The organism is Clostridium sp. (assembly GCF_047777555.1).
Lineage (GTDB): Bacteria > Bacillota > Clostridia > Clostridiales > Clostridiaceae > Clostridium_H.
This window is the reverse complement of the sequence record NZ_JBKEEV010000003.1, coordinates 111623-135319: the sequence shown is the minus strand read 5'-3', so window position 1 is coordinate 135319 and position 23697 is coordinate 111623. Positions and strand designations below refer to the sequence as shown.

General features: G+C 31.4%; 21 protein-coding genes and 3 tRNA genes. 21 read left to right on the top strand and 3 right to left on the bottom strand.

The genetic code is table 11. From position 1 onward, the window contains the following. Positions 1-77: 77 nt before the first annotated feature. The 11 genes from ACFWTK_RS06610 to ACFWTK_RS06560 all read left to right on the top strand — a co-directional run bounded on the left by ACFWTK_RS06610 (position 78) and on the right by ACFWTK_RS06560 (position 13665). On the top strand, positions 78-1103 hold the full coding sequence (locus tag ACFWTK_RS06610) for a phosphodiester glycosidase family protein (protein ID WP_415875263.1): 1026 nt from the start codon (positions 78-80) through the stop codon (positions 1101-1103). A gap of 13 nt (positions 1104-1116) precedes the next feature. After that, complete coding sequence (locus tag ACFWTK_RS06605; RefSeq protein ID WP_415875262.1) at positions 1117-2190, top strand: hypothetical protein; 1074 nt, start codon at positions 1117-1119, stop codon at positions 2188-2190. Between the two features lie 191 nt (positions 2191-2381). Beyond that, positions 2382-5990 carry a 5'-nucleotidase C-terminal domain-containing protein gene (locus ACFWTK_RS06600; protein WP_415875261.1) on the top strand — a complete coding sequence of 1203 codons (3609 nt, stop codon included), beginning with the start codon at positions 2382-2384 and terminating at the stop codon, positions 5988-5990. Between the two features lie 171 nt (positions 5991-6161). After that, positions 6162-6824 (top strand): site-2 protease family protein, encoded by a 663-nt coding sequence (locus ACFWTK_RS06595; protein WP_415875260.1) that lies wholly within the window; start codon positions 6162-6164, stop codon positions 6822-6824. A gap of 140 nt (positions 6825-6964) precedes the next feature. Next, positions 6965-7609, top strand: a complete 645-nt coding sequence (gene trmB / locus ACFWTK_RS06590; RefSeq protein WP_415875259.1) for a tRNA (guanosine(46)-N7)-methyltransferase TrmB — start codon at positions 6965-6967, stop codon at positions 7607-7609. A gap of 191 nt (positions 7610-7800) precedes the next feature. After that, positions 7801-8052 (top strand): DUF3892 domain-containing protein, encoded by a 252-nt coding sequence (locus tag ACFWTK_RS06585; RefSeq protein ID WP_415875258.1) that lies wholly within the window; start codon positions 7801-7803, stop codon positions 8050-8052. Positions 8053-8472: 420 nt separating this feature from the next. Further along, a complete protein-coding gene (cobO, locus tag ACFWTK_RS06580; RefSeq protein WP_415875257.1) occupies positions 8473-8994 on the top strand; it encodes a cob(I)yrinic acid a,c-diamide adenosyltransferase in 522 nt (173 codons plus the stop codon). Between the two features lie 99 nt (positions 8995-9093). After that, complete coding sequence (locus tag ACFWTK_RS06575; protein ID WP_415875256.1) at positions 9094-9711, top strand: DUF3793 family protein; 618 nt, start codon at positions 9094-9096, stop codon at positions 9709-9711. Between the two features lie 92 nt (positions 9712-9803). Continuing rightward, positions 9804-10544 (top strand): elongation factor P 5-aminopentanone reductase, encoded by a 741-nt coding sequence (gene ymfI / locus ACFWTK_RS06570; protein ID WP_415875255.1) that lies wholly within the window; start codon positions 9804-9806, stop codon positions 10542-10544. Between the two features lie 56 nt (positions 10545-10600). Beyond that, positions 10601-12241: a methyl-accepting chemotaxis protein gene (locus ACFWTK_RS06565; protein ID WP_415875254.1), complete on the top strand. Its 1641-nt coding sequence runs from the start codon at positions 10601-10603 to the stop codon at positions 12239-12241. Positions 12242-12342: 101 nt separating this feature from the next. Beyond that, positions 12343-13665 (top strand): ComEC/Rec2 family competence protein, encoded by a 1323-nt coding sequence (locus ACFWTK_RS06560; RefSeq protein WP_415875253.1) that lies wholly within the window; start codon positions 12343-12345, stop codon positions 13663-13665. A gap of 32 nt (positions 13666-13697) precedes the next feature. Here ACFWTK_RS06560 and ACFWTK_RS06555 read toward each other — a convergent pair whose 3' ends face one another. Together ACFWTK_RS06555 and ACFWTK_RS06550 are read right to left on the bottom strand one after the other, a co-directional pair. Then, positions 13698-14270: a restriction endonuclease gene (locus ACFWTK_RS06555; protein ID WP_415875252.1), complete on the bottom strand. Its 573-nt coding sequence runs from the start codon at positions 14268-14270 to the stop codon at positions 13698-13700. Between the two features lie 18 nt (positions 14271-14288). Beyond that, positions 14289-14870 carry a restriction endonuclease gene (locus ACFWTK_RS06550; RefSeq protein ID WP_415875251.1) on the bottom strand — a complete coding sequence of 194 codons (582 nt, stop codon included), beginning with the start codon at positions 14868-14870 and terminating at the stop codon, positions 14289-14291. A 225-nt stretch (positions 14871-15095) separates the two neighbouring features. On the opposite strand from ACFWTK_RS06550, the gene ACFWTK_RS06545 reads away from it, so the two are divergent. Beyond that, positions 15096-15263, top strand: coding sequence for a zinc-ribbon domain-containing protein (locus ACFWTK_RS06545; protein ID WP_061857848.1), 168 nt, complete (start codon positions 15096-15098; stop codon positions 15261-15263). 190 nt (positions 15264-15453) lie between these two features. Beyond that, positions 15454-16143, top strand: a complete 690-nt coding sequence (locus tag ACFWTK_RS06540) for a hydrolase (protein WP_415875250.1) — start codon at positions 15454-15456, stop codon at positions 16141-16143. A gap of 905 nt (positions 16144-17048) precedes the next feature. Here the strand turns inward: ACFWTK_RS06540 and ACFWTK_RS06535 are convergent. Continuing rightward, positions 17049-17705, bottom strand: a complete 657-nt coding sequence (locus ACFWTK_RS06535; protein WP_415875249.1) for a lytic transglycosylase domain-containing protein — start codon at positions 17703-17705, stop codon at positions 17049-17051. Between the two features lie 238 nt (positions 17706-17943). On the opposite strand from ACFWTK_RS06535, the gene ACFWTK_RS06530 reads away from it, so the two are divergent. The 8 genes from ACFWTK_RS06530 to dhaL all read left to right on the top strand — a co-directional run bounded on the left by ACFWTK_RS06530 (position 17944) and on the right by dhaL (position 23650). After that, positions 17944-18189, top strand: a complete 246-nt coding sequence (locus ACFWTK_RS06530) for a hypothetical protein (protein ID WP_415875248.1) — start codon at positions 17944-17946, stop codon at positions 18187-18189. Positions 18190-18370: 181 nt separating this feature from the next. Beyond that, positions 18371-18446, top strand: a tRNA-Ala gene (locus tag ACFWTK_RS06525). Between the two features lie 6 nt (positions 18447-18452). Continuing rightward, a tRNA-Ile gene (locus tag ACFWTK_RS06520) sits at positions 18453-18529 on the top strand. 37 nt (positions 18530-18566) lie between these two features. After that, positions 18567-18640, top strand: a tRNA-Gly gene (locus ACFWTK_RS06515). A gap of 291 nt (positions 18641-18931) precedes the next feature. Further along, positions 18932-19516, top strand: coding sequence for an ECF transporter S component (locus tag ACFWTK_RS06510; protein ID WP_415875247.1), 585 nt, complete (start codon positions 18932-18934; stop codon positions 19514-19516). Between the two features lie 241 nt (positions 19517-19757). Then, positions 19758-21782 carry a sigma 54-interacting transcriptional regulator gene (locus ACFWTK_RS06505; RefSeq protein ID WP_415875485.1) on the top strand — a complete coding sequence of 675 codons (2025 nt, stop codon included), beginning with the start codon at positions 19758-19760 and terminating at the stop codon, positions 21780-21782. Positions 21783-22003: 221 nt separating this feature from the next. Further along, entirely contained in the window at positions 22004-23002 is a 999-nt protein-coding gene (gene dhaK, locus ACFWTK_RS06500) for a dihydroxyacetone kinase subunit DhaK (RefSeq protein ID WP_415875246.1), read from the top strand. Positions 23003-23023: 21 nt separating this feature from the next. Continuing rightward, positions 23024-23650 carry a dihydroxyacetone kinase subunit DhaL gene (dhaL, locus tag ACFWTK_RS06495; RefSeq protein WP_415875245.1) on the top strand — a complete coding sequence of 209 codons (627 nt, stop codon included), beginning with the start codon at positions 23024-23026 and terminating at the stop codon, positions 23648-23650. The last annotated feature ends 47 nt before the right edge of the window (positions 23651-23697 follow it).

Below are 23697 nucleotides of genomic sequence, written 5' to 3'. Positions count from 1 at the left end.
GTTTGAAAAAAGTCGAATTTATTGTACAATATAATTTGTACTATTATAAAGATAAAACCAAAAAGGATGATTAATAAATGAAGAAAGCTGGTAAAAAAAATAACAAGAAGAAAAGAAAAAAGAGATTTTCTTTTAAAATGTTTTTAGCTTTTATTATTTTTGAAGTTGTATTCACAGGAGTAACTGGACCTTTTATGCTTTATTATGGACCATTTACAAATGCAAGAGATGCTATGGTTGGAGCTGCAATGACTACTTTAAGCCATCAATGGATTGCAACTACCTTTTTATCAAAGGAACGAATAGATGAAATTTTAAATGCTAATAAAATACATGATTTAGATCAGAATAGTACAAGCAGTGAAGGAGAGATAGACATAAAAGGTATTAATGATGATACCATAGAAAGATATGATATAGAAGGAAAAACTTTTAAAGGGTATCTCTTAGTTATTCATGATCCAAAACGTGTTAGAGTAGGTTATAGCAGCAAGCTTGGAAAAGTAGGAGAAACTACAAGTAAGATTGCTAAAGAAAATAATGCAGTAGCAGCTGTGAATGCAGGAGGTTTTATAGATGAATCTGCTAGCGGTAAACAATGGGCTGGTACTGGTGGAATTCCAAGAGGAATTATAATGTCAAAGGGAAAAATTATACACAATGACTATAAAAACGAAAATGTAAAGGATGATATTGTTGCGATTACAGAAGAAGGTGAATTGTTAGTAGGAAAACACACCATAGAAGAGCTTAAGAAAAAAGAAGTTAGCGAAGCAGTATCCTTTGGTCCAGCACTAATAGTCAATGGAGAGAAGGCTATTACAAATGGTGATGGAGGTTGGGGAAAAGCCCCTAGAACAGCTATAGGACAAAGAAAAGATGGAAGTATACTTTTACTGGTTCTTGATGGTAAACAAATATCAAGACTTGCTGCAACTCTAAGAGATGTACAAGATGTGCTTTATGAATATGGTGCTTATAATGCCAGCAATTTAGATGGTGGTTCATCAACTACTATGTATTATAATGGTAAGGTTATAAATGAACCTGATAGTGCTTTAGGTGAAAGATCAATACCATCTGTTATATATGTTGAGCCTTAAAGGAGAGAAATAAATGAAAGCTTTGAAAAGAATAATAGTATGGATACTTATATCTTTAGGTTTACAGATAGCTGTTTTATACTATGTAGATAATTATTTCTTTGCGTCAGAAAGTGTGAGCAATACCATAGTCTCTACAAAAGTTGATGATGAAAAAGAGAATGAGAAAAAGGATATAGATATATCAATTCCAGAGGAAGCAAAAAATATATCTTTATCCTATGATGGAACGTATTTATCTTACTATGATGATGAGGTTTTAAAGATAGTTGATACTTCTACTGGAAAAGAAAACAATATAGAACTTGATGATGATATCAAAGTATCGTTCTATAGATGGGCGCCAGATAGAAATATAATGCTTATATCTGGAAAAAAGGAATATAATAATAGCTCAAAGTTTTTATTCTATTCTTATGATGCGGAAAGAGATCTACAGGAAAAGTTAGAGACAAAAGAACAGGATGAAACAGCTCTTACATCAAATAAATCAGCAGAGGTTGAAGATTTACAGTTATCACCTCTTACCAATATGATTTATATTAAGACTGCTTTAAAAGGCGGCAAAAGCAGCATTCATAATATAAATATAATGAAGAGAATAGAAAAAGTAAGTACTAAAGTAACCTTCATAGGAGATATAAGAATAATACCTAATGATGATAGGATAGCTTATGAAGGAATTAATAAGAACAGAGTATATGTAACAGGAAATGAATCAGCTATATCCATCGATGGAGTGGATAAGTTATGCCTCATAGATGTGGATGATAATGATAACATTTATGTAGGAGAATTAGAGGAAGACAGTGCTTCTGGAGAATATAATATTAAGAGTATATACTATGGTACAATAGATGAAGATACAGATGGATGGAATAAAATTAATCTTCCAGAAAATATCAATAAAAAAGATATATATGTATCAAGAAGTGGTAAGATTTATATAAATGATAATTTAAAGGGAGAAGTTACAGAGCTTGATTCTCAAAAGAAAATAGAATATAGAGGAATTTTCCTTCAGGTGTATGATGGAGGAGTAGCTTCTATAAGCGAAGGAAAATTGCTAGAGACGTCATTAAAATAGATAAAAAAATCCTTACTGGTTAGCAGTAAGGATTTTTTATTGGCTAAAAACTAAAAGTCAATTAAATTTTTAATACTCCTTTACATATAATAGCAAAATTTGTATAATTTAATTATGAACCAAATTATTTATATAGCTTACAATATGATGATTAGCTTTAATAATTTGGACTAAAATAAGGGGGGATAACATTGTTCAAAAACTTCAAAATGAAGAAAGTCACATCTTTATTAGTGACATTTTTGATGATGTTCTCATTAGTAGCACCATCAACAGTTCTAGCCTCAACGGCAAATGAGGATGCAATTACACTTCAAGTACTTGCTACAAGTGATGTACATGGTGTATTTTATCCTTATGATTACGCAACTAATACCGCCGATGAATCAGGAAGCTTAGCTCAAATAGCAACGGCAGTAAAGGAACTAAAGAAAGAAAATCCTAATACCATATTAGTAGATGCTGGAGATGTTATAGAAGGAAACTCCCAGGGATTGTTTTTAAATGAAACAAATCCTATGATTGTAGCTATGAATGAAATCGGTTACGATACATGGACATTAGGAAATCATGAGTTTAATAAAGGAATTCCAACTTTAGAGAAGAATATGAATCAATTTAAAGGTACTATTCTTGCAGGAAACGTATATAAAAAAGATGGTACCACTCTTGGAAAGCCTTATACTATAATAGAAAAAGCAGGGGTTAAAGTTGGAATAATAGGAATGACTAATCCTAACATAACTAGATGGGATGGCCCAAGATTAACAGAGTGTAAGGTAACTAGCCCAATAGAGGAAACTAAAAAGGCAATTGCAGAGATAAAAGATAAAGTAGATGTAATAATAGCTGTTGATCATATGGGAGATACTCAGGAATACGTTCCAGAAGATTCAGCAGAAAATTTGGCTAAAGAATGTCCTGAACTTGACGCTATTGTAGCTGCTCATGCACATAAGGCTGTAGAAGGAATAAAGGTTAATGGTACTACAATAGTTGAAAATAAGAATACTGGAGATACTTTAGCAAAGTTAGACATAAAAGTAACTAAGAAGAATGGTAAATATGTAGTTGAAAACAAAGAAACAGATGTAACATCTAAATTAGTTTATATGCAGGATCCAAATACTAAAGAAGTTAACTACAAAGCTGATGAAACTTTGTTGGAAATGTTAAAGCCTTATCATGAAAAAGCTTTAAAAGATGCTAATACTGTAATAGGTGAATTAAAAGGTGGAGACTTAGTAGGACCTGAAAAGATAAAAGGAATACCTAATGCTCAAGTTGAAGATACAGCTATGATTGATTTAATCAATGATGTACAAATGTATTATACTGGAGCAGATGTAGCAGCTGCCGCTGCATTTAGAGAAGATGCTAATATGAAGGAAGGTCCAATTAAAAAGTCTGATGCAGCTTTAATTTACAAGTATGACAATATGCTTTATCTATTGGAAGTAACAGGAAAACAGTTAAAGCAGTATATGGAATGGTCAGCTAGTTTCTATAACACATATAAACCTGGAGATTTAACTGTATCCTTCAATCCAAATATAAGAGGATATAACTATGATATGTTCTCTGGTGTTAAATACGATGTTGATGTAAGCAAAGAGCCAGGAAATAGAATAGTTAATTTAAGAAGAATGGATGATACTCCAATAAAGGATACTGATGTATTAAAGCTTGCTGTAAATAACTATAGATATGATTCTCAATTATCAAAACCAGGTATAATATATGCCGAAGGAGAAGAACTTCCAAAATTAATACAATCAGATGTAGAAAATACTCCTATAAGAGAATTAATCAAGACTTATATTCAAGATGTTAAAGGTGGAGTTATAACTCCAGAACTTGATAACAACTGGAAGATAGTAGGAACAAACTGGGATGAAGCTAAGAGAGCAGAGGCTATAAAACTTGTAAATGAAGGAAAGATTAAAATACCTACATCAGCAGATGGAAGAACCGCTAATGCTGCTGCAGTTACTGAAAAAGACCTTATAAAATATAATGGTGGAAAAGTTATTGATATAGTATCCTTTAATGACTTGCATGGTTCTGTAGAGGAAAGTGGAAAGAACCAAGGTATAGCTAAGCTTGCTGGAGCAATTAATGAAATGAGAAATCAAAATCCAAGCACTATAGTTGTATCAGGCGGAGACATGTATCAAGGAAGTGCAATATCTAACTTAACTTATGGTGCTGTAGTTAATGAATTCTTAAAATCAGTAGGAATTGAAGCATCAGCAGTAGGAAATCATGAGTTTGACTGGGGAGCAGATAGAATAGCAAACTGGGCAAAGGATGGAAATTTTGATTTCTTAGCATCTAATATTTATGATAAAAATACAGGAAAAGCGGTAACATGGGCTAAACCTTATAAGATAGTTGAAAAGGATGGAGTTAAAATTGGATTAGTAGGTCTTGCAACTCCTGAAACAGTATATAAGGTTAAAGCTGAAAATGTTAAAGATGTAGAATTTAGAGATCCTATTGAAGCAGCAAAGGAATGGGCAAAGGTAGCAAGAGACAATGGCGCTGACGTAGTTATAGCATTAACTCACTTAGGAGCAACTCAAGACAGTAACACTAAAGAAATTACAGGTGAAGCTGCAGAACTTGCAAAATCAGGTGTATTAGATGCTGTTATTTCGGCTCATACACATACAACAGTATGCGGAAATGTAAACAATGTACCTGTAGTTCAAGCTTATTATAATGGTAGAACATTAGCAAAATTAGAGTTAACATTTGATAAAGATAATAATCTTTTGTCAATAGAACCATCTCTTGACGAACTATATAACAGATCAAATACAATAGTAGAGGATGAAAAAGCAAAAGCAATACTTGAAGACTACAAAGTAAAGGTAGGACCAATACTAGCAGAAGTTGTTGGAACAACTGATAAGGATTTAACTCATGATAGATATGAAGGAGCTTCATTGCTTGGTGAATGGATTTGTGATGTTATGAGAGAGGCAGCAGGAACACAAATTGCAATAACTAATGGTGGTGGAATTAGAACTTCAATAGCAAAAGGCAATATAACTATGGGAAATCTTTATGAAGTTATGCCTTTTGATAACACATTAGTTAAGATGGAACTTAAAGGTTCAGATTTGAAGGCTAATATTGAATATGGTATAGACAATCAAAATATAGGTTGGGTTCAAATATCTGGAGTTAAGGTAACTTACAAAGATAAAAAGATAAATTCTATGACTCTTTTAGATGGAACTCCAGTAGAGATGGATAAATATTATACAGTAGTTACAAATGATTTCATGGCTACAAATGGTGATGGATATAACTTTGATAATGCTAGAAATGTAGTCGATACAGGAATACCAGTTAGGGATGCTATGGTTGATGCTCTAAAGAAAGTTAAGAACCTTTCAATTACTAAAGTTGGATACTTAACTGAAGGAGAAGCACCAGCAGTTAAACCAGAAGTAAAACCACAACCACAAGAAAAACTTTCAAACGTATATGTAGTAAAGAGCGGAGACACTCTACGTAAGATTGGAGAAAGATACGGAGTAGACTATAGAGAAATAATAAAAGCTAATGGAATTAAAAATCCTAGCATGATCTTCCCTGGACAAAAGATTAAGATTCCAGGAAAGATAGTTATAAATAAAGATACAGTTTACACTGTAGTTAAAGGAGACACACTTAGAAAGATAAGCGATAAATTTAGTGTGGATTATAGAGAAATAGCTAAGAAGAACAATATTAAGAATGTAAATATGATTTATATAGGACAACAACTAGTAATACCAGCAGCTTAACTTATAAATCATAACAAGTACTATAAAAAAACCACCAGCTAGACTGGTGGTTTTTTTATTATAGTTGATGAATCTTTTTAATTATAAGGCTTATGAAAATAAGTATTAAGCATAATGTTTTTATCCTCTACTTTTGATATAATAAGGTTATTAAAGATTAGGAGGAAAGATATGTTTAACAGCGAAAATGTACTGTACACAATATTATTGATACCTGGAATACTATTTGGGCTTACATTTCATGAGTATGCTCATGCATGGGTAGCAGATAAATTAGGAGATAAAACTCCTAAATTTCAAGGAAGACTTACTTTAAATCCATTAGCTCATATAGATCCAATAGGTTTTATTATGATATTGATTTTTAAATTTGGATGGGCAAAGCCAGTACAGACTAATCCAAGTGCTTTTAAAAATTATTATAAAGACGACCTAAAAGTATCCATAGCAGGAGTAGTAGGTAATTTATTTGTAGCATTTATATCATCTATAGTTTTAGCTCTAATCTTAAAATTGCCAACGCAGAATCAAAACTTACTGCAGATACTAACCTTAATAGCACTTTTTTCAATACAAATGAATTGTTTATTATTTGTACTAAATCTGCTTCCACTTCCAGGTTTTGATGGATTTCATATTCTGAGAGACTTGTTTCCTAATGTTTTTTACAAAGCAGAAAATGCTCTTTATAGATTACAATTCTTAATATTAATAATATTTATCATGCCTATTTTCGGAGGAAGCTCACTTATTGGAATTATTATAGGTGGACCTGCAGCTATAATGTCTAATATATTCGTTAAATTTACTTATGCACTAATGAATCTTTTTTAGCTAAAATCATCATATCTACATGAAAGCTAGCGCAGAGATTTAGTATTTATAATTATGCATAATGGTTGTTTAGAATTTATGATTAAAGTATAATATGGAGTGGAAAGTCATAGGAAGAATAAACTCTGAGGAGGAAAATCATGAGACTAAGGAAAAAGAGATGGGCAAGACCAGAATTAGAGGCAAGTCCTTTATTTAAATCATTTGAAGAAGCAAAAGAATTAAAAGGAAGATGGAAAGAAGAATTTAAAAATGATAATGATATATATTTAGAATTAGGCTGTGGAAGAGGCGGATTTGCAAAACAAATCGCTGCAAGGTATCCTAATAAAAATTTAATTTCCGTGGATATTAAAGATGAGATTTTAGTTTATGCTCTTAGAAATGTAGTAGAAGCAGAGCTTACAAATGTAAGAATTATAGCCATGCAAATAGCTTTTATAGAAGAAGTATTTGATAAGAATGAAATAAGCAGAATATATATAAACTTTTGTAATCCTTGGCCAAAAGAAAGGCACAATAAAAGAAGGCTTACGCATACAAGATTTTTGACTAAATATAAGACCTTTATAAAACCTAGCACAGAAATTTATTTTAAGACGGATGATTTAGAATTATTTGAAGATTCTCTTGAATACTTTGAAGAAAGCGGATTTGACCTTATTTACAAGACTTATGACTTGCATAATAGCGATTATGCTGGAGAAAATATAATGACGGAGTATGAAAGCAAATTTAAAGAAAAAGGAATAAAGAGCAAGTTTCTTATAGCAAAACTTAGATAAAAAAAGTTAGAAAAATAAGTTAGAAAAATTTTTCTAACTTTTAACATTAATAAACTGATTTGAGCAGCCAGTTCCTTTAATTGCTATAATATATAATTGTAAAAATAGAAATAATATCTCTTATAGAAATATATTTTTAAATAAATCAAATGAGATAATTTGAAAAAAGTAACTATAGGAGGTACATGGTAATGTATATAGATTTTACTTTTGCACATGTAATAACTGATTTAGTAAAAGGACCTAGTGATGATGTTATAGGATATAGATTAGAAAATGGAGAAGTAATATCAAAAGGAGAAGCTGTAGATCTTTCAAGGCAAGGAGCTGTAAAAGGCATAAGCGAAGAAGTTTACAAACATCAAGATGAGTTTTTGAGGAGCATACCTCATGAAGAACTTAGCAATATTCTAGAGTTACCAGTTATTAAAGACTACGACTAAAAAATAAAGTGTGGCAATCTTTAATATTGAACATTCCATATGAGATTTGCATTTAGGAAAGCTTCACTATGCAAAGAAGCTCTAATATTTCTGACTTTAAAACCCCTAAACCTTCTAAACTCACTATCGTTCAAACAATAGAAGGTTTTTTACGGTGTTTTAAACCCAGAAATAAAGAGCTTCTAATACTAGTTCAACGCTTTTTACAATGCAAATCTCATATTCCAGTTCAATATTAAAAAGATTATCCACATTTGTTAAAGGAGAGCTTTTTAGTAAAAATAAATACACATACAGACAAATCTGATATGAGATTTATAATTATTCTCATCGCGCCTTGTGGCGCCTCCACTTAATAAAAATGCTTCGTATTTTTATTATATGATGTAAGAAATTTTAAAATGCAGTGAGGAATAAGATATGATGAAGGACAAGGGTTATATACATATTTATACTGGAAATGGAAAAGGGAAAACCACCTGTGCTTTAGGTCTTTCTTTAAGAGCAGTTTGTGCAGGTAAAAGGGTGTTTTTTGCACAATTTGTGAAAGGTATGGATTATAGTGAGCTGGAAGCTCCAAAGTATCTGCCTAATTTTTGCATGAAACAGTATGGAAAAGATACATTTATAATAAAGAATCCTAAGAAAGAAGATATTGAATTAGCAAGAGAAGGATTAAAGGAAATAGAGAAAATATTAATGAGTGAAGAGTATGATTTAGTTGTAATGGATGAACTTAATATAGCTCTTTATTATAAGTTATTTTCACTAGAAGAAGTAATAAATATATTAAATAAAAGAAATGAAAAAATTGAGGTAGTAATTACGGGAAGATATGCACCACAAGAACTTATAGATATGGCGGATTTAGTGACGGAAATGAAGGAAATAAAACATTATTATACCCAAGGGGTTGAAGCGAGAGAAGGGATAGAAAAATAGTCCCTTCTTTTTTATGTTATGAATTAATTACATAATCCATACAATATAATACACATAATAAATATATACAAAAGTTTAAAATATTATAGGAGATATTTTATGTGTAATGAATTAGCTAAAAATTTTATTGATAGTATAGAAAAATTTGATGACAAAACATATCTTTTATCTATAATAATATATAATATAGCTCCTGTTATAGCAAAATATAAACCTTCTTATCTAATAATATTTCACGATAAAGGAAGAAGAAATCTATATGAGGCTTGGGAGAAATATAAAAATTTTATAAAAAAAGAGTTAAAGATGGAGTTCTATCAATTAAAAAAAGCAAATTACAATACAGCAGTGCTTTTCTATAATGAGGATGATTTAAGCTCGGTACTTAAGCAAGAAAGACACGTAGAATTTCTAAGCACTTATGGATATCCAAAAGATATGTCCTTAGAAAAAAGCTTGGAAAGGTTAAAAGAGAGATATGAAAAAGAATGTCCGCATGAGATTGGAATATTTCTAGGATATCCAATAGATGATGTAATTGATTTTATAAATTCTTCAGGTAAGGATGCATTAACCTTTGGATATTGGAAGGTTTATAATAATAAAGATGAAGCCATTAGTACATTTAAAAAGTATGATGAAGTAAAGGAAAAGGTTATGAAATTAATTATGCATGGAGTGGAACCATTGAACATTATAAATGATATGTTAATTTAACATATATAGTAAAAAATAACTGTATATTTCTTGACAATGAAAATGAAAATGGTATATTTTCATTTGTAGAACGATTAAAAGTAGGTGAATTCATGAATTTTAATGGAAAAGTGATTTTAATTACAGGAGGGAGTCGAGGCATAGGGAAAAGTATATCTAAAGAATTTGCAAAATTAGGAGGTAATGTTATAATAAACTATGTTCATAATGATGCAGCAGCAGAAGAAACCTTAGAAGAGATTAGAGCTTTTGGAGGATATGCTATAAGTATTAAAGGAGATATAAGTAATTATAATTTTACTAAGGACATGGTAGAAAAAGTTTTAAATAAATTTGGTAAAATAGATGTGCTTGTAAACAATGCTGGTATATCAAAGGTAGGACTTTTTATAGATATGAAAGAAGAAGATTTTGATAATATTATGAATACCAATCTAAAGGGAGTATTTAATACTTGTCATAATGTAGTAAAACATATGATTTACAGGAAGCAGGGGAGCATCATAAATATATCTTCTATATGGGGTGAAGCAGGAGCTTCCTGCGAGGTACTTTACTCTGCTTCAAAAGGTGGAATTAATTCCTTTACAAAGGCTTTAGGAAAAGAACTAGCTTCATCAGGGGTGAGGGTAAATGCTGTGCAGCCAGGAGTTATAAATACTGAAATGAATAAATGGCTTACTAAAGAAGAAAGGAAAGATTTAGAAAGTGATATTCCTATGATGAAATTCGGAGAGGGAGAAGATATAGCTAAAATTACAACATTTTTAGCTAGTGAAGATTCAAAGTATATAACTTCTCAGATTATTACTGTGGATGGAGGATATTTATAGGTTAGAAGTTAAAGATTATATATTTGTAATTTATAAGGCTAATTAGGGGGGATTTTATGTTTAAATCATTAAAAAATAAAATAATATTAGGATTTATTTCAGTAACTTTGATAACGATGATATTGCTTACGGGCTTAGGTGTTTATGGAGTAAGTAAAGCAGTGAATAGGCAGATGGATGATGCAAGCAAGTTTGTTGCGGCCACAGCAAGAGAAGCTATAGAAAAGTATTCTATTGATAATGCTGAGGAAATAAGTAGTATATTAAAGCAGATACAAGAGGATTCTAATGAAGAAGTTAGGTATGTATTTGTAGCAGATAAAAACAATAATGTTATAGCAAATGGAACTGATTCTGTAACCAATATAGAACAAGTGGATTTTGATAGAGCAATAAAGGGAGAAGTAGTAGGTAAAATAGTTAAAAATGATGGACAAATTATATATAATGTGGTAACTCCATTTTATAATAAAAATGGAGGAGAAATAGATGGAGTAATTTCTATCGGTATAACACTTCCAGGTATTACAGGAACATTAAAATCATACATGAAAGATACAATTATTTTGAGCATTGGAGTATTAGTAATAGTTACAATAATTGGGTATGTAATTTCAATGAATATTGTAAAGCCAATAAATATTATATCAAAAAATATGAAGAGAGTAGTTAAAGGAGATTTTACTGTGGAATTTCATCCTAAAAAGAAGGATGAAATTGGAGAGCTTATGAATAGTTTAAATTATGTCACCAATACTTTAAGAGATATCATTGGTAAAATACAAGAATCTACTAAAAAAATAGATGATATGTCACAAAGCTTAAGTGCTTCTAGTGAGGAAGTTTCCGCTACAAGCTCAGAAATTACAAGTAGTGTGGATGGAATAGCTCAGAATTCTAGTGAGCAATCCGTAGCTATGGCAGATACTGCTGAGAGTGTGGAAAGATTCTCAAAGAACATTGATGTTATTTATAATAGAGTGGAGAAAGTATCAGTTAGTGGTGAAAATATAAGACAAGCAGCTGAACTTGGAGAAAATGAGCTTAAAACTTTTGTATCAGTTATAGAGGATATGAAGAATGCTTTTGAACATTCAGCAGAAAAGATAGAATTCTTAGACAGTAATATAGGAAAGATAACAGAAATTACAGATGTTATAAATGCTGTAGCGGAGCAAACAAATCTTCTTGCCCTTAATGCAGCTATAGAGGCAGCAAGAGCAGGAGAATCAGGAAAGGGCTTTGCAGTAGTAGCAGATGAAATAAGGAAGCTAGCAGAGCAAGTACTTCATTCTTCTAAAAGCATTACAAGTTTAGTACAAACTATAATGTTGAGTACTAAAGAAGTGTCTGAAACTACTGACTTAGTATCAAATAAGATGAAAACAGAGATGAAAACTGTTGATGGTACGGTAGATTCTATAAAAAATATACTTAATGAAGTTGAAGCCATAATGCCTCATATTCAGGAAGTTTATAATGCTTTAGATGAGTCTATAGGAGAAAAGAATAAGGTTCTTGAAAATGTAGAAAATATAAATGGAAAGTCCCAGCAATTAGCAGCTAGCATTGAAGAGATATCAGCCTCCATTCAAACTCAAGAAGGTTTAGTAGAGGAATTTTCGGCATCTGCGGGAGAATTAGCTGGTATATCTTCTGAAGTTGCGGAAAGTATAGGCAAGTTTAAGATTGAATAAAACAATAATAAGAAACCCTGTTGTAAAACTTTAGACCAAGATTTCTATATAAAATTATGATATTATATCATTGAGACAATTAAACAGGGAGGAGAAAAGCATTGAACGAATATCTAAAGACAAAAGATAAGCTAAGAAAGCATTCTATAACAGCTTTGCTAATTTCACTAATAAGTATTATGATTTTATTTACTTCTTGTGGGAACAGCAATACAGGTAATAGTAGCATAAAAAATCAAGATAGCATAAAGGTATCTAACACATCTGAAGATAATAAAAATTTATCTGAAGAAAAAAAGAATGAATTAAAAGTAAACTCTAATGAAGAGGACAAGCTTAAAAATAATGAAATATCCACAAAAAGCAGCGGCGATTTAAAGGTACATTTTATAGATGTTGGTCAAGCTGACAGCATATTGATAACTCAAGGCAGTAATAGCATGCTAATAGATGCTGGAAATAATGAAGATAGCAATCTAGTTGTAAATTATTTAAAAAAGCAGGGAATTACAAAACTTGACTATGTAGTGGGAACTCATCCTCATGAAGATCATATTGGAGGATTGGATGCTGTAATAAGAGCTTTTGATGTGAAAAAGGTATATATGCCAAAGAAAACAAGCACAACTAAGACCTACAAAGATGTGATAACAGCTATAAAAGACAAGGGATTAAAAATAGCAATACCAGCAAGAGGAACTACTTTTAAGTTAGGAGAAGCCACAGCCACAGTAGTAGCTCCATCTGAAAGTGGAGATTACGAAGATGTTAATAATTACTCTATAGTAATTAAGTTAAAGTATAAAAATACCAGTTTCTTATTTGCAGGAGATGCAGAGGATGTATCAGAGCAAGAAATAATAAAAGGTGGATACGATATAAAAGCTGATGTACTAAAAGTAGGACATCACGGAAGTCGTTCTTCCACTACAGAGGTGTTTTTAAATAAAGTATCACCTAAGTATGCTGTAATTTCTGTTGGTGAAGGAAATGAGTATGGACATCCGCACAAATCAACTATGGATAGGTTGAAGTCAAAAGGAATACCAGTGTATAGAACAGATGAAGCAGGAACTATTATAGCCACCAGCAATGGAAACAGCATAACTTTTAGCTCTAAGGCAGGAAGCTATAATTATAGAGACAACAGTTCTAAGTCATCACAAAGTAATAAATACTATACAGATACTTCATCATCCAAAGCCTCTACTGGATCATCAACTAAAAGCACTACAAATAATGCTTCAAAAAGTACAACGAACAATAATGCTTCTAAAGGTCTTATAAAAGGAAATATAAATAGTAAGGGAGAAAAAATATATCACATTCCAGGAGGAGCTTATTACGATAAGACTGTTCCAGAGGTATGGTTTAACACAGAAGAAGAGGCTAAGGCAGCAGGCTTTAGACCATCAAAAAGATAAAAATTGCACTCTATAAAGGGTGCAATTTTTTATTAAGCATTAACAAGGGAGGAACCTACAAGATTATTGTACTCTTTTACTAAAGATGCACCATCATATACGGTTATAGAGTAAGGCTTAGGTAAAGAATAAATATAATCTATAGCCCTTTTAGTAAGCAATCCTGTAGTGATTATAATACCGTTTTTGATTTCATCAACTTCCATAGCACCAACAAGTTTCCGAGCAATTTCCACATCTACAAAATTAGATTTTGAATATTTTTTACATTCTACATAATAGGTTTCTGTACCTCTTTTGCAAACTATATCTTTGCCACCATCTGGACCGTAAGGAGATACAATTATATCAGTAAAGCCCTGTTTTTCTAAAAATAAAGCAGACCAATGTTCAAATTCTTTTGGAGAAAGATCCTCCAAATCATCTGTAGTAAGTATTCCTTCTTTTAATATTTCAATATGTATGCTTTCCTTTTTGTAGGTCTTTACTAAATTTATAAGTCTATAAATTGTCTTTATAATTGAAATACTTATAGGAACGAGCAGCAAAAAACTTATAAAGTTTGCTAAAAGCATTGAAAGGGATGTAATGTAATCATAAATCATGTTATTACCTCCTTAATCTTATGAAAGTAAGTTTGCAAGAGAAAGATTTTTAATATTTTTTTGTCTGATTTCCCAGGAAATTTTAGATAATTCAATACCATTTATGAGTTTTATGTCATACTCTAAAGGAAGATGATTAACGTATTCAATAGCATAATCAGAAAAATCTCCAGTTGTGATTACTATACCTTTTTTTACTTTATCATGAACCATAATACCTATAAATTTTTGAAGTTCAGGTCTTCCTACTATAGCATAGTTATCATCTGTGTTGTTTTCCTTATAAGGTGATTTAACGCAGCTTACATATATTTTAGAATTACTAGATTTGTTACATACAAGACTTAACCCTCCTGTAAAATCTTCAGATATAGGCATTATATTAGAATACCCTATGTTGTTTAGTAAGTAACTGCAATATTCTTCAAATTCATTTTGACTTAAATTGGATAAAAAGTATCTAGAAATCAAGCCATATACAGCCATTTCTTGTTTAAATCTGTTTTTAATTTTATCTTCCATAGGATATAGAAGTTTGTTTAAAATCTTTAGAAATATTAATGTAGATACACATAAAATAAGTTTTTTTAAAGGATCCATAAAATTCACTCCTAAAATTTTAATTTTATCCTTACAATTCTTAACATAAATTTTAAAAAGTATACAATAAAACATTATAAATTCATTGAATATTTTTTGGCAATATGATAAAATTATATAATAAATAAAGCGATTGAGGTATCGTACAATGGCGTTTTCGAATAAAAAAAGCTTCCTTTGTGTGATAAAGTAAGTCGCGATTTAAGAAAAGAGGAGAATTTTAAAATGGCAGATAAAACATTAGTATGTAAAGATTGTGGAAAAGAATTTATATTCACTGAAGGAGAACAACAATTCTATAAAGAAAAAGGATTCGAAAACGACCCAGTAAGATGCCCAGAATGTAGAAAAATCAGAAAACAACAAAGAAACAACAGAAACTTCAATAGATAGTGAATATATAGGAGCTGTAATGCAGCTCCTTTTTTTTATTAAAAAATATAATTAAATAAAAAAGTATAGAAAAATATCTAACATAATATATAATTTATATGAGGAGATTTTATACTAAAATTCAGGATAGAAAAAGATACACAAGCATCGATACAATGCAAAATTTTATTCAAGAAGAGGGGGAGAAAATATGAAAAAAAATGTGCCAGAGTTAAATGGAAATTTAAGAAGTCATATGATAAAGATGCCTGCTATTATAAGAGAGTCAAGTGGTATAATAGTTCTAGGAAAAAGAATTAAATCCTTAGTATTTAGTACAGATGTAGCAGTTATACGAAATACAAATGCAGATGCTGTAATGGCTGTATATCCTTTTACCCCTCAACCACTAATAACAGCAGCTTTAGTTATGTCAGCAGATGTGCCAGTATTTTGCGGGGTAGGTGGAGGAGTAACAACTGGAAAAAGAGTAGTAAATTTAGCTTTAGATGCGGAGTTTAAAGGAGCTTTAGGAGTTGTATTAAATAACCCGACATCTAATAAAGTTTTAAACCAAGTGAGGAAAACTATAGATATTCCTGTAGTAATAACAGTAGTATCAGAATATGAGGATATACAAGCAAGAATAGACGCGGGAGCAAGCATATTGAATGTTTCAGGAGCTAAAAGAACTCCAGATATAGTTAGAGATATTAGAAAGAAGTATCCTAATATTCCTATAATAGCTACTGGAGGACCTAGTGAAGAGACTATAAAAGAAACTATAGAAGCTGGGGCTAATGCTATTACTTATACACCGCCATCATCAGCAGATCTTTTCTCAGAGCTTATGGTAAAGTATAGAAAAGAGCATAAAGAAGAAGCTCAGGAACATCAATAAGTATGATTGTATACTGTGAAGAATATGCATAAGAATTTCTGAAATTTACAAAGATTTCTTAAAATAAGAGTACTACAAGTTAATGTAATGCTCTTATTTCTATATTATAAAGAATTTGTAAAATAAAAAGAGTACATTCATTGTATATCCATGGCCATACAATAAATGTACTCTAATTATGTTCTAATTTATTCTCCTTTGTCAAACTATTAACTCCTTCTATCCTTTAATTGGTGGTATCACCCCCAAGCTTTAGAATTTTATAACTCTGTATAAATGAGCAACACCTCCACTTTTTATATTTGTAAGCTTTATTTTATTGAACTTTATAGTATAATAATACACCCTATAAAAATTGTTGTCAATATATTCTGAAAATTTTTTAAAAACAATAGAAATATATTATTTTTTATATTAGATTTACCGTCAATATTAGAAAAATAAAAAAATGAAGTTATTTCTAGTGGAGAAGTTGAGAGTAGAGGGAGCTAAAGCTCCAGTGGAGAAAAGAGCAGTTTAGAGAGTTTAGGGAGTAAGGAAATAATTAAGCAGAGCTTAATTATAATTTGCCATTGCTAGCAAGCTGTAATGAACATAATAGGACCTGCGGTTCTAAATTGTAGTTTTGCTTGCGGCGAAGCATCCATAATTTTCCGATAATTTCTACTCCTCTAATTGTCTTTATTTATCTTATTTAAAGATTACGATACATTGGTGAGATATTTGAACATCACACAAGGAATTTGCATTGTAGAAAGCGTTGAACAAGTTTTATAAGTAGATTTTTTCTAAACTAAGCTCGGCGACTAAACTTTATAAACTCCCTAAACTGCATTTTTCTCTACTCTCCACTGCGCCTATAGGCGCCTCCACTTCTCCACTTAAGAAAATGCTGCGCATTTTTCTTATTTCCCGTAGTATTTCATTATCTTTTTTACGTAGTCCTGTGTTTCAGATGGAAGTTTAGAGATTTCTTCTACAGTGTCCACGCCTCTTCGTTTAAGAGTGCCTGGTCCAGCATTGTATGCAGCTAGGGCTAGTTGTTTTGAATTGCTATACATTTCAAGCATAGATTTTAAATATTTTGTTCCTCCATCTATGTTTTGTTCAATATCATAGGGATTTGTAACTCCAAGATCACTAGCAGTTCCAGGCATAAGCTGCATAAGTCCTTGAGCTCCAGCGTGAGAAGTAGAATTAGGGTCAAAATCAGATTCTTGTTTTATTACAGCCATAATAAGGTCTTTATCTATACCATATTTTCTTGATGCTTTTTCTACAGCCTGCTCTATTGATGTGTTTCCAGAGCTTAGAGAAGTTTTTATATTATTATATATATTATTAAGTCTTTCGCCTCCGCCATATCCAAGTTTGCTTAAATCTGCATCTGATAAACCTAACTTGCTTAAGTCAATATTTCCTTTATCATCTGTAGCAGCATTTAAAAGACTTTCCATTGCTATTTGAAAAGTAGAAGAGTCTCCAGCAGCTTGTTTTAACATTTCTGTCATCAATTGAAATTGCATAAATTGTTCTATTTGTTTAGAATTATTTACTTCCATAACATCACCAACCTTTTTATTTACGAACAAATAACTTTATACTCTAATTTTATCGTAAAGTTATAATGCAAGCTTTATAGCAGATCTATGGTGAATATAAATTATAATTGTGAATAAAATTATTATTATGTGGAAAAATATCAAATAGCTATGTGGAAAAGTCTATAAAATTTTCTGAGAACTATATATCTAAAAGGAATCTTATAATATAGTATATCAAGGGAGATGATTGTAAATCATGGAGTATAATTGGGAAGAAGCACATTTTAATAATGTCTTTGAAGAAACCTACAATTCATTAAAATCATCTATAGAAAATGGCTCTAGATACAATGCAGAAAATCTAAAAGATTTATTGAATAATTTATATATGCAGCAAGGGAATAATCAACTTGGAATGGGTGAAGCAATGTCAATATGTATAGATGCACAAATAGCTGCATGTGAAGCACTTTTAGCAGAGTACAATGGCAGTCTTAACTAAACGCTCCCTAGCGTGTCAATATAAGAAAAGGAAAGATATAGTGAGAAATAATAAAGTGGAGAAGAATAATTAAATTAAATCATTTACAATAGGCTTCGCCTAAAAATGATGTGTGATAAAATAACACTTGTCCTAAGGAAAAACAAATTAAGTTAAGTAATTTTTGGTATGTAAAGTTTATGGGGGTATAGCTCAGCTGGGAGAGCACCTGCCTTGCACGCAGGGGGTCAAGAGTTCGAATCTCTTTATCTCCACCATATTTTGGGTCTATAGCTCAGCTGGTTAGAGCGCACGCCTGATAAGCGTGAGGTCGATGGTTCGAGTCCATTTAGACCCACCAATTAAGCTAATTATAAAAATTAATATTAATAAAATATGCGGGTATGGTTCAATGGTAGAACGTCAGCCTTCCAAGCTGAACACAGGGGTTCGATTCCCCTTACCCGCTCCAATAAAAAAACACCTCAATAAGAGGTGTTTTTTTATTTCTAATTATAAACAAAGTGAAAGATTGATATAAATTTAACAAAAAACAGTATAATAAGTACTTCAACAGAAGAAATGAGGATATATTTGGGATAAATCGTTATTTTTCACTTTAAATCATATTTTAATTTAAATAAATATTGAAGTAAAATATACCTAGTTGGTATTCTTGTGAAACCAAACTGTATAATTATTTATAATCAATTTAATTTAACAACTTATATCCGATTTGGGAATAAGAATGGAGGAAATTATTATGCAAGAAAAGGTTTTAACCAAAACAAAGTTTACTACAAGACAAATTGCAGTAGTAGGAATGCTATTTGCAATTACAATAGTCTTGGGAGCAACAGGAATTGGATTTATACCAATACCACCATTTAAGCTAACTATAATGCACTTACCAGTTATTATAGGTTCATTAATAGAAGGACCCATAATCGGAGGGTTACTTGGATTACTTTTTGGACTATTTAGTATGTTTCAAGCTATAAACACACCATCTCCAGTATCATTTATATTTATGAATCCTTTAGTGGCAGTTTTACCTAGAATTTTAATAGGAGTAACACCATATTTAGCTTACAAATATATAAATATAAAAAAGTTCAAACTTAAATTAGCAATATCAGCGGCTATAGGATCTTTTACTAATACAATAGGAGTAGTAGGAGTGATTTATGCACTTTACTTAAAAGCTTATGCTGAGGCGTTACATATATCAATTGGCGCCGCTAGCAAATCTTTATTTATTTTAATAATCAATGGGTTTAATTCAGCTGCTCTTGCTATTTTTGTAACAGTTCCTATAGTATTAGCAGTTAATAGGACTAGAAAATAGAATAGAATAATGCAAGGTTTATATAAGGATACCAAGAAGACTGCCTAATTTAACTATCATAGAGGCAGTCCTTTTTTATTTTATAAAATATGAACTTGGCTATTGTTGCAATTAAAGAGATCATTAGGATAAAATAAAATATAACATAGGAGAACTAATTTCTATAATTATGACTGGGGGAATTTAGTTGATTAGTAAAAGACAAGTAAGAGTTCATCATGAAAAAGGACTTCATGCTAGAATGGCTGCTATGGTAGTGAACAAGGCTAATGAACTTGAAAAAAAGTATAATGTGGAGTTATATATTTCTTATAAAAACAAAAAGAAGGTTCCAGCAACAAGTCTAATGCCTATAGTACTTTTAAAAATCAAGAGGTTCGAAGAAATAACAGTTGAAGCTGTCGGAGAAGAGACAGAATTGGCTTTATGTGAGATGGTTAATTTTTTAGAAAGCGATTTTTGTGAACGGGATGAAAATACCATAGAGCAAGTAGACAATATAATAAATAACAATACAATAACCCTTGAACAGGTTTTCGAAAATACAGCAAATGGGATTATGGCAATAGATGAAAATGATATTGTAACTATATTTAATCCTTCTGCTGAGAAAATTTTGGGAATTCAAGCGTCTGATGTAATAGGAAAGAAAGTAACAGATGTGCTATCTTCATCTAGGTTAGATATAGTCAAAAATACAAAAAAAGAAGAGATTGCCTCTAGGCAAGTAGTTGGAAATAGGGTTATTCTCACTAATAGAAGCCCTATACTAATTGACGGAAAATCAAAGGGAGCTGTAGCGATATTTGAAGATATATCAAACATTGAAAAGGTAAAAGGGGAGCTTAAAGAAGTAAAGGAGCTTAAAGAAAGACTTCAGCTTATTTTAGAGTCAGTACAGGATGGAATATGCGTTTTAGATGCTAATGGAGTCATAGATTATGTAAATGGTGCTTATCTTAGAATTGTAGGGGATAGTAAGGAAAATATGTTAGGAAAAAATATTAAAGAAATATCTCCTAATGGTGCAAGAAGTAGAGTTTTGAAGGAAAAAAAGAACATTATAGGAGCCATAAGTCATAAAGCTAATGGTATTACTGTAGTATCTAACGTAAATCCTATAATTGTAGATGGAGAAATGGCAGGGGTTGTATCCGTAGTTAAAAATGTTACAGAAATACAGGAGCTATCGGAAAGACTAAATAAGGTTTCAGAGAAGGCTGAATATTTAGAACAAGAGCTTATAAGAAGCAAAAAACCTCACTCTGCCTTTTCAAAATTTATTGGACAAAGTGGTAAAATATTAGATGCTCTTGCCATGGCTCGTAAGGCTGCTAGAGGAAATGCTACTGTACTTATTAGAGGGGAAAGTGGGACAGGCAAGGAATTGATTGCAGAAGGAATTCATTACTCTAGTGCTAATGCTAAAGGACCATTTATAAGGGTTAATTGTGCCGCTATACCATCAAATCTTTTAGAAAGTGAACTTTTTGGCCACGAAAAGGGAGCTTTTACTGGAGCAATAAAGAGAAAATTAGGCAAATTTGAGCTTGCTAATAATGGAACTATATTTTTAGATGAAATAGGGGAAATGGAAAAAAGCATGCAGGCAAAGGTTCTAAGAGTTATACAAGAAAAGGAATTTGAAAGAGTTGGAGGAGAGGAAACTATAAAAACTGATACCAGAATAATTGCTGCTACGAATAGAAACCTTGAGGAAATGGTGCAAAAAGGAGAATTTAGAGAGGACTTATATTACAGATTAAATGTAATCCCTATAATACTACCTCCTTTAAGAGAAAGAAAACAGGATTTAGCTCTGCTTTTAGAATATTTCATAGAAAAGTTAAGCAAAGATTTGGGCATACCAGCAAAGGGAGTTTCTAACGAAGCTATGGAAGCAATTTTAGAATATAAGTGGCCTGGTAATGTAAGAGAACTTGAAAATCTGGTAGAGAGAATAATGACATTAGCTGATGGATATGAAATTCAGCTTTCGGATTTACCTGTATATATTAGAAATGGACTTAAAGATTCAAAAGAAACTTGCGAAAAGATTGGGAAAATAGAAAATATAAAACAATTCGTTGTAGAAAGCGATGAGATACTTCCTATGAGAGAGTATGAAAAGATTATTATAGAAAAGGCTCTTAAGAAATATGGAAGTTTTAATGCTGCTGGAAAAGCTCTTGGGATTACTCATAAGACAGTAGCTTCTAAAGCAAGGTTGTATGGAATAGAAAAAACAACATCTTGGGAAAAATGAACAATATGGTAAAAAATATCAATTGTTAAAAGAAAAAAGTTGATATTTTCTCTCAATATAAAATGGATATAAGGCAGGACTACTGATATGTAGTCCTTTACAATTTTGGCATGACTTTTGCTTAAGTAGATATTAAGAAATTTTAAAAACTAGTTTTAAATCAGCAGCATGAGAAATAAAGTTATATAAACAATAAAAATATTTTGAGGGGGAATACAATAATGAAAAAGTTAATTAACAATCCAGAGAATGTTGTACAAGAAATGCTAGATGGAATGGTGCTAGCACATCCAGAATATATAAGGAAATTAGATAACTTTAATGTCATAGTAAGAAAAAATTCACCAGTACAAGGTAAAGTTGCTTTAGTAAGTGGTGGAGGAAGCGGTCATGAGCCAGCTCATGGAGGATATGTAGGAAAAGGAATGCTAAATGCTGCAGTAGCTGGAGATGTATTTACATCACCAACACCAGATCCAGTATATGAGGCTATTAAGGCTGTAGATGGAGGAGCAGGTGTACTTTTAGTTGTTAAAAACTATACTGGAGATGTAATGAACTTTGAAATGGCAAAAGATTTGGCCGAAATGGATGGCATTAATGTAGATTATGTAGTAGTTAATGATGACGTAGCTGTAGAAAATAGTACTTATACTGCAGGAAGGCGTGGTATTGCAGGAACGATTTTTGTTCATAAGATAGCTGGAGCAAAGGCTGAAACAGGGGCAAGTCTAGCAGAAGTTAAGGCAGTTGCTGAAAAGGTTATCAAAAATGTAAGAAGTATGGGAATGGCTTTAACACCATGCATAGTTCCAGCAGCAGGAAAAGCTAATTTTACATTGGCAGAAGATGAAATGGAAATTGGAATGGGTATTCATGGAGAACCAGGAACTCATAGAGAAACTATAAAAACAGCTGATGAGATTACAGAACACTTAGTAAATAAAATTTTAGAAGACATGCCTCTAAATGAAGGGGAAGAAGTTGCAGTTATGGTAAATGGTCTAGCAGCTACACCTCTTATGGAACTTTATATAGTTAATAGAAAAGTAAATCAAATGCTACAAGCAAAAGGAGTTAAGGTTCATAAGACTCTAGTTGGAGAATTTATGACTTCACTTGAAATGACAGGATGTTCAGTTAGTATATTAAAATTAGATGATGAATTAAAAGAACTTTTGGATGCACCAGCAGATACACCGGCTTTAAAGGTACTATAAGAAAAAATAGGGGAGATTATAATGAGCGTAAACGGATCAAGAGTTACAGAAATAATAAATAAAATTGGAGAAGTTATAGAAGAAAACAAATTATTCTTGACAGAGCTTGATGCTGCAATTGGAGATGGAGACCATGGACTTAATATGAGCAAAGGCTTCAATGCAGTAAAAGAAAAATTAAAAGATGATAGTGGAAACAATATAGGTGATATCCTTAAGAAAACAGGTATGGCTTTAGTATCAAATGTAGGAGGGGCATCAGGTCCTCTATATGGAACAGCTTTTATGAAAGCAGCTATGGTGGTAAACGGAAAAAGTGAAATTGATATAAAAGATTTTGAAAAAATGCTCGAAGCAGCCTTAGGCGGCATAAAGATGAGAGGCAAAGCAGAATTAAATGATAAAACCATGATAGATGCTATAGAACCAGCATTAAATAGTTTAAGAAGTTCCATAGAAAATGGGTTATCTTCAAAAGAAGCTCTAAAAGAGGCGGTAGAAGCAGCTTATAAAGGAGTAGAACATACAAAAGAAATAGCAGCAAGAAAAGGTAGAGCTAGTTACTTAGGAGAGAGAAGCATAGGGCATCAAGATGCAGGAGCTACTTCCAGTGCTTTGATTTTAGAAACTATATACAAAGAAATTTAAGGATAGTAATAGATAAAAAATTATTTTAAATTAAAAGGGCCTTAGAT